Origin of the sequence: Cellulomonas algicola, from assembly GCF_003851725.1 — a bacterium.
Classification (GTDB): Bacteria; Actinomycetota; Actinomycetes; order Actinomycetales; family Cellulomonadaceae; genus Cellulomonas; species Cellulomonas algicola.
On the sequence record NZ_BHYL01000326.1, the window covers coordinates 1 to 4885 of the forward strand.

Annotated in this window: 7 protein-coding genes; 4 read left to right on the forward strand and 3 right to left on the reverse strand. The window is 75.7% G+C overall.

Annotation, left to right across the window (positions count from 1 at the left end; translation table 11 throughout):
• Positions 1-111: 111 nt before the first annotated feature.
• The gene (locus tag CTKZ_RS17885; RefSeq protein ID WP_124344201.1) at positions 112-483 is read right to left on the reverse strand and encodes a fluoride efflux transporter FluC; all 372 of its coding nucleotides are present in this window, start codon (positions 481-483) and stop codon (positions 112-114) included.
• Positions 480-893 carry a CrcB family protein gene (locus CTKZ_RS17890; protein WP_124344202.1) on the reverse strand — a complete coding sequence of 138 codons (414 nt, stop codon included), beginning with the start codon at positions 891-893 and terminating at the stop codon, positions 480-482. Before CTKZ_RS17890 ends, CTKZ_RS17885 begins: the two co-directional genes overlap by 4 nt.
• A gap of 39 nt (positions 894-932) precedes the next feature.
• Here CTKZ_RS17890 and CTKZ_RS17895 point away from each other — a divergent pair, with 39 nt between their 5' ends.
• The gene (locus tag CTKZ_RS17895; RefSeq protein ID WP_124344203.1) at positions 933-1376 is read left to right on the forward strand and encodes a GNAT family N-acetyltransferase; all 444 of its coding nucleotides are present in this window, start codon (positions 933-935) and stop codon (positions 1374-1376) included.
• Positions 1377-1487: 111 nt separating this feature from the next.
• Here the strand turns inward: CTKZ_RS17895 and CTKZ_RS17900 are convergent, their stop codons facing one another.
• Positions 1488-1991: a DUF5655 domain-containing protein gene (locus CTKZ_RS17900; protein ID WP_235843545.1), complete on the reverse strand. Its 504-nt coding sequence runs from the start codon at positions 1989-1991 to the stop codon at positions 1488-1490.
• Between the two features lie 74 nt (positions 1992-2065).
• Between CTKZ_RS17900 and CTKZ_RS17905 the strand changes: the two genes are divergently transcribed.
• The 3 genes from CTKZ_RS17905 to CTKZ_RS17915 all read left to right on the forward strand — a co-directional run bounded on the left by CTKZ_RS17905 (position 2066) and on the right by CTKZ_RS17915 (position 4639).
• Complete coding sequence (locus CTKZ_RS17905) at positions 2066-3370, forward strand: glycoside hydrolase family 6 protein (protein WP_124344204.1); 1305 nt, start codon at positions 2066-2068, stop codon at positions 3368-3370.
• A 154-nt stretch (positions 3371-3524) separates the two neighbouring features.
• Positions 3525-4109 (forward strand): DUF6529 family protein, encoded by a 585-nt coding sequence (locus CTKZ_RS17910; protein WP_124344205.1) that lies wholly within the window; start codon positions 3525-3527, stop codon positions 4107-4109.
• A gap of 17 nt (positions 4110-4126) precedes the next feature.
• Complete coding sequence (locus CTKZ_RS17915) at positions 4127-4639, forward strand: Rieske (2Fe-2S) protein (RefSeq protein ID WP_200829807.1); 513 nt, start codon at positions 4127-4129, stop codon at positions 4637-4639.
• The last annotated feature ends 246 nt before the right edge of the window (positions 4640-4885 follow it).

Here is a 4885-nt window from a genome sequence, read left to right on the forward strand (position 1 = left end):
GCCCTGGGCGGTCGCGCCGGTCGGTCCCGCGCCGGCCGGTCCCGCGCCCAGCGGTCCCCCGCCGGCCGGGCCGCCCGCAGCCGCGACGCACGCGGCCGGGAGCGGGACGCCTCACGCGACGCCGGACACCACCCCGTAGCCGACGGCGGCAGCCGCGACGGCGAGCACGAGCGTGAGCGCAGCGTTGCCGACCGCGAGGCGGTAGGCGCCGGCCTGCGCGAGCCGCACCGTCTCGAACATCGACGTCGAGAACGTGGTGTAGCCGCCGCAGAACCCGGTGGCCGCCGCGACGTAGACCGTCGCCGGGAGCAGACCCTGTACGAGCGCCGCTACGAGCGCGCCCAGCAGCGCCGACCCCGTCACGTTGACCACGATGGTCGACACCGGCAGGTGCCGTGGCACGCGGGCCCGGATCTCGCCGTCGACGCCGAAGCGCAGCGCAGCGCCGAGGCCGCCGGCCAGCGCGACGAGCAGCAGCGTCACGCGGCGGCCTCCCGGTGACGTCGCGCGCCGACCACCACGCCGCCCGCGCACGCCGCGACGCCGAGCACGACGCTCGCGAGCGCGTAGGCGAGGGCGAGCCCGGTCCGCCCGTCGGCGAGCCGGTCGGCGACCTCGAGCGCGAACGTCGAGTACGTGGTGAAGCCCCCGAGCACGCCCGTGCCCAGCCCGAGCCGCGCGACCCGGCGACGCCCGGTGTCGGGGCCGGAGCGCGCGAGCGCCTCGAGCAGGAGCCCGAGGAGGAACGCGCCGACGACGTTCTCGACGAGCGTCGCGACGGGGACGCCGCCCCGGTCCGGCACCGCGTGGGACAGCCCGTACCGGGCGAGCGTGCCGAGCGCACCGCCGACGGCGACGACCACGACGAGCCACGGGTCGCGGTGGAGGTGCACGTCGTCACCCTACGGCGGGCGCACGCCTACCCTGACCCGGTGACCCTGACCGTCGAGACCCGTACCCCCGCCGACATCTCCGCCGCGGAGCTCTACGCGGTGCTGCGTCTGCGCGTCGACGTGTTCGTGGTCGAGCAGGCCTGCGCCTACCCCGACCTCGACGGCCGTGACCTGCTGGACGACACGCTCCTGGTCTGGGCGCACGACGACGGCGACCTGCTGGGCACGATCCGGGTCCTCGGCGTGCACGGCACCGCACCCGCCATCGGCCGGGTCGCGACGGCGCCGGCGGCGCGCGGGCGCGGTGTCGCGCGCGCGCTGCTGGAGCACGGCATCGCCCTGTGCCGCCCGGACGCCGAGATCCACCTGCACGCCCAGACGCACCTCGAGGACTGGTACGGACGCCTCGGCTTCGCGCGTGCGGGCGACGACTACGACGAGGACGGCATCCCGCACGTCCCGATGACGCTCGCCCCGCGCTGACCCTCGCCGGGGGCGCCGCCGCAGGGTCGTCGAGCCGCCCGCGGGCGGTCGCCGCGCAGCCGTGGCGCGACCGCGTGGCCGGGCCAGGCGACCGCGGTGCGGTCCGACCGGTCAGCGCAGGTGCGCGCCCGCTCCGACCGCGTAGGCCTCGCGGACCCAGCCCTCGAACGCGTCGTCGAGGTCGTCCGCGGACGTCACCCGGAACTGGTGCACGAACAGACGCTTCGTGTACGGCGAGACCCGCCGGATCCGGCGGTCGGGCCCGAGCGGGCGCTGCAGGTCGAGGAAGCCGTCGACCCCGTGCCGCGTCGGGCGGGCCCCGGCGAAGCCGCGCCGCTCCCCGGCGAACGTCACGGTCGTCTGGTGCGCGAGGACCGTCACGGGGCCGCACGCCTCGACGAGCGCCACCACCCGGTGCCAGAGCTCGACGTGCGCGGGGTCGGCGTCCCGGAGGTGGTCGTCGACGGTCCAGGTGCGCGGTGCGTCGTCGGCCATGCGCACGATGGTCCTCCTCCTCGCCCGCTCGGCCACCCGGCCCGGGTCGGGCCGCGCCCGACGGTCGGAGGCGACGATCACCCGCGCGAGGCCCTTGCCCTCGCCCGTCCGGATTGTCATGCTCCTGGGACGGCGGTCCACCCCCTTCCGCCGCGCACGGCACCGGTCATCCGACAACGACGTAGGAGCCTTCCGTGGCACGTCACACCCGTTCGCCCCTCGCAGCGCTCGCCGCGGCCGCCGCCGTGGTAGCGCTCTCACTGCTCTCCGCCGCGCCTGCGACGGCGCACGGCCGCCCCGGCCCGGGTGGTCCGTCGTCGACGACCCGGCTCTACACGCCCCCGCCCAACGAGGGCGCGGTCGCGCAGATCAAGCAGCTCGTGAAGGACCGCCGGTACGCGGACGCGAAGGCCGTCACGAAGATGGTCGCGACCCCGCAGGCGGTGTGGTTCACGAGCGGCACGCCCAAGGACGTGCGCAAGTCCGTCGAGAAGACGGTCAGGAGCGCCAAGCAGCAGCGCGCGGTCCCGGTGATCGTGGCCTACAACCTGCCGTACCGGGACTGCGCGCAGTACTCCGCGGGCGGCGCGCTCGACACCGCGTCGTACCTCGCGTGGATCGACGGGCTCGCGAAGGGCATCGGCAAGAGCGAGGCCATCGTCGTGCTCGAGCCCGACGGCCTCGGGATCATCCCCTGGTACACGTCGATCACCGGCGCGACCGAGTGGTGCCAGCCCGCCGAGGCCGACCCGGCGACGGCCGCGTCCGACCGGTTCGCGCAGCTCAACGGCGCGGTGGACCGGCTGTCGGTGCTCCCGAACGTGCGCCTGTACCTCGACGGCACCCACTCGGCGTGGCTCGGCGTCGGCGACGTCGCCGACCGGCTGCACAAGGCGGGCGTCGAGAAGGCCGACGGCTTCTTCCTCAACGTCTCGAACTACGAGCTCAGCGAGCGTCAGGCGAAGTTCGCGAGCTGGATCTCGCAGTGCCTCTGGTACGGCACGAACGACGCCGAGGGCGGCTGGCGGCTCGGGCACTTCGACTACTGCGCGAGCCAGTACTACCCCGCCGACCCGAACGACTTCAGCACGTGGGGCCTGACGGACCAGTGGTACGTCGAGAACGTCACGAACGCCGCCAACCCGCCGGCCGGGCCCGAGGTCCTCAAGCACGCCGTCGTCGACACCAGCCGCAACGGCCAGGGCCCGTGGACGCCGCCGGCGGACCACCCCGAGGGCGACCCGCAGGTGTGGTGCAACCCGCCGGACCGCGGCCTCGGCCTGCGCCCGACGACCAGCACCGGCGACCCGTACGTCGACGCGTACCTGTGGATCAAGATCCCCGGCGAGTCCGACGGCCAGTGCACGCGCTGGGCACCCGACGGCGGCGTCGACCCGGTCCGCGGCTACGCCGACCCGGCGGCCGGCCAGTGGTTCCCGCAGATGGCGCTCGAGCTCGTGCACAACGCGAACCCGCCGCTCGGTGGTCACCGGAGCTGACCGACGCACACCGCACGACGGCCGTCCGGGCGCACCGGGCGGCCGTCGTCGCGTCGCGGCGGCCACGTCCGGACAGCGGTGCCCCCAGCACGTCGGGACGCCGGCGGCCGGGCACGTCTGGACACCGGTGCCCCCGGCCCGGGACGCTGGCCGCATGGGCGTGACGCAGGCGCCACCCTCCCCGCCGTCCGCCACCGCGCGGTGGCAGTGGTCGCTCGCGGGCGTCGCCGCGCTGGGGCTGGGCGTCGCCGCAGCGCTCGCCGCCTACGCGGACGCGCACCCCGGCGACGGCGCGTCGCTGCTGACCCTGTGGTTCAGCGGGATGCTGCAGCTCAAGGCGTGGTTCACCTCCGCCGCGCTCGTGCTGGTCGTCGTGCAGGTGCTGTCCGCGCTCGCGATGTGGGGTCGGCTGCCCGGCGTGCGGGGCGGCGCTCCCGGCTGGGTCGCGCTGCTGCACCGGTGGAGCGGCGTCGTCGCGTTCCTGCTCACGCTGCCCGTCGCGTTCCAGTGCGTGTGGTCGCTGGGCTTCGAGGACGAGCCGTCGCGCGTCCTGGTGCACAGCGTCGCCGGGTGCCTGTTCTACGGCGCGTTCGCCGCGAAGATGCTGGCCCTGCGCCTCCCCCGCCTGCCGTCCGTCGTGGTGCCCCTGCTGGGTGCCACCGTCGCGACGCTGCTCGTCGTCGTGTGGTTCACGTCGGCGCTGTGGTTCTTCACCCAGCCCGGGCTCCCCCGGGTGTGACGGCGGGAGGTGCACGCGTGACGGAGGGGGCGTCCGAGGGGTACCGGCGGCGCGAGGTGCTCGAGGCGGTCGGCGTGACCGTCGCGGCCGGCGTCGTCGGGTTCGTCGGCATGTCCACGCTCGCGCCGGCCACCGAGGACGGCGACTACGCCCCGCCGGGCGGCGGTCCGGCCGCAGACGACGGCGGGACCGGTGCGGACACCGAGGACGGGGCCGACGACGGCGACGACGGCGGGGACAGCGACGGTGTCGTCCTCGCGGCGTTGTCCGACGTCCCCGACGGCGGCGGCCTCGTCCTCACCGACCGCCAGGTGGTGCTCGTCCGGGACGGTGACGACGTCGAGGGGTTCAGCGCGGTCTGCACCCACCAGGGCTGCCTGGTCGGCGAGGTCGCGGACGGCGAGATCCGCTGCCCGTGCCACGGCAGCGTGTTCGACGCCCGGTCGGGCGACGTCGTCCGCGGACCCGCCCAGCGACCGCTCCCGGAGGTCGACGTCGACGTGCGGGACAGTCGGGTGGTGCTGCGATGAGGCGCACGTTCTGGCAGCGGCTGCCGACGCTCGTGTGGCTCGCGGGCGTGGGAGTCGTCGTGGGTGCGGCGCTCGCGTCGCTCCTGCTCGACTGACGGCTCGACCGACGGCTCGACCGGCGCCTCGACCGACGGGACGGGCCGGCACGACCGCGGCCCGCGACCGTACCGGCCGCTCCCGGTTGCGGCGTGCGCGAGCGCGCCGCACGGTGGTGGCACGTCCGGAGGCGGGCTGCCCGGCACACCG